This is a genomic window from Salinicola sp., from assembly GCF_982684285.1.
In genome coordinates, this window is sequence record NZ_CEXLVS010000001.1 from 55,705 (window position 1) to 57,765 (window position 2,061).

Consider the following 2,061-nt stretch of genomic DNA (forward strand, 5'->3'; position numbering starts at 1 on the left):
GCCCGTCACGTCGCCCGTCACGTCGCCCGTCACGTCGCCCGTCACGTCGCCCGTCGTCGGCAGGTCGAGAAACTGCTGCATGATCCGGGTATCCCGAAATCGCTCGATCAGCTCCGGGTCGGCCTCCAGCGATGGCGGATTCGCCAGCCCTTCCCGGATCTTGGTCGCCAGACCGGTGACGGTGTTGTCGGCGATCAGGCGTGCCTGGTCATGAATCAGCACGTTGCGCACACCGCCGGGACAGTCGACCGCCACGCAGGGCGTGCCGCAGATCATGCTCTCCGCCAGCACGATACCGAACGCTTCGCTGCGCGAGCTCAGCACGAAGAGCCGGGCGTGTTTCATCCAGGGGTAGGGGTTGGGCCGGCTGCCGATGAAATGGATCCGCTCACCGGCCCCCCGCTCCTCGACGAGTTTCTCGAGGCTCTCCCGCTTCGGTCCATCGCCGACGATGACCAGATCCTCTTCGATCTCCGCCTCGAGATAGGCCAGGATCAGCCACTCCTGGCGCTTGACGTCCGAGAGTCGCGAGACGTGGACGATGAACGGCCTGGCCGGCAGCTCCACCGGCTCCTCGGCCTGGCGACGGATCGCCTCGATGTCGCACGGGTTCATGATGGTCGCCCACCGACGAGGGTGAATCCCATGGTGGCCGAGCTGCTTCTCCAGCTGCGCCCGCACGTTGGGCGTATTGCAGACCACCTGCTTGCCCTCGTAGAGGCGCCGGAGGTAGAAACCCTTAAGCTTTCCCCCCTCGCTCCCGGGCCAGGAGACCGTCACCTGCCACAAGCGCGGATCGCGTCAGGACCAGACCGTTTCGAACGCGCCCTGCCCGCGCATGATGACGCGATCGATGGGGCCGTGTTCGCCCTCGAGCCTGGCGACGAATCGCTGAAGGTAACGGCCGCCATAGAGACCGCGCCACAGGAAACCCGACCCCGGCAGGAGTGGCTTCAGCAGCGCCCGCGTGACCAGGTCGTACGCCAGCCCCAGCCCGGTCTTGCGAAACGCCTTGTCGAAGTCGAGACGATGGACTGTCACCGCGTCGTCGGGAGCGAGTTCGTGCCCCCCCTTGAGCACCAGCACATGGACGTCGTGCCCCTCTCTGGCCAGCACGTTGGCCAGGTTGACGGTGACACGCTCGATGCCGCCGATACTCAGCTTGCGGACGACCAGCAATACTCTCTGGGTCATGATGGCTCTAGCACTTCTTTGCTTAGCGTTGATGGGACAGGCAATATGACTCCCCGTCCATTCTCGCACATCTCGGTGAAACGATGGCTCAGACAGCTCAAGGCAGGGTCAGTTTGGTGCTGGCAAGTGATGAGAATTATGCCCTCTGGATGGGCGTAGTCATCTTTTCCTGTCTGGATAAGACGGCACGCCCGGAGCTGTTGGACTTCTACATCCTGGACGCGGGTATATCACCGTCCACGAAATCACGGCTAGAAAGCCTGGTAGCCGATTACCAAGCCACCCTGACCTGGATAGTGCCGGATAAAAAAAGATTCCAGGGATTTCCATTGAAACGATATGGAATTGCCACTTACTATCGATTGGCGGTGGCCAGTTTGGTGCCGAGCCATTTAAACAAGATAATCTATCTCGATTGTGACTTACTTGTCGCCCGGGACATCGTGGAGCTTTGGCAAAGCCCATTGGACGGAAATATCATAGGGGCCGTCGAAAACCTTGGCGTCTCGCCAAAGGATATTGATATTGACCGACAGGATTATTTCAATGCCGGCGTACTTCTCATCGATTTGGCCGCCTGGCGTGATAGCAATATCGAAGCCTCTTTGTTCGAACGTATGGATACGCTGAACGAACGCCTGCAGTATCTGGACCAGGATGTCCTCAATCTAGTATTTCGCCATCGATGGACACGCCTCCCTCTTTGCTGGAACCTCCAGCCTAGCGCCTGGAGTAAAGTCGAGAAGAACAAGACCGTCCAAACCGGTTACCCGCACCAAGAATTCGTCACGGCATTACGAGAACCGGGGATGATCCATTTTCTAGCCAAAAGCAAACCATGGAAATTTTCTACATTTCATCCCTATA

General features: G+C 59.2%; 3 protein-coding genes. 1 reads left to right on the top strand and 2 read right to left on the bottom strand.

Annotation, left to right across the window (positions count from 1 at the left end):
• Positions 1-780: glycosyltransferase (locus AC3AYF_RS00280; protein ID WP_487779273.1), on the bottom strand; the 780-nt coding region annotated here is incomplete at its 3' end.
• 21 nt (positions 781-801) lie between these two features.
• The gene (locus tag AC3AYF_RS00285; RefSeq protein WP_487779270.1) at positions 802-1,194 is read right to left on the bottom strand and encodes a glycosyltransferase; all 393 of its coding nucleotides are present in this window, start codon (positions 1,192-1,194) and stop codon (positions 802-804) included.
• Between the two features lie 83 nt (positions 1,195-1,277).
• Here AC3AYF_RS00285 and AC3AYF_RS00290 point away from each other — a divergent pair.
• Positions 1,278-2,061, top strand: a 784-nt coding sequence (locus AC3AYF_RS00290) for a glycosyltransferase family 8 protein (RefSeq protein WP_487779271.1), incomplete at its 3' end; no start/stop codon positions are given.

What these genes read in the sequence shown, in the direction of transcription:
- AC3AYF_RS00285 (WP_487779270.1), bottom strand. Translation starts at nt 1,194, where the DNA reads ATGACCCAGAGAGTATTGCTGGTCGTCCGCAAGCTGAGTATCGGCGGC.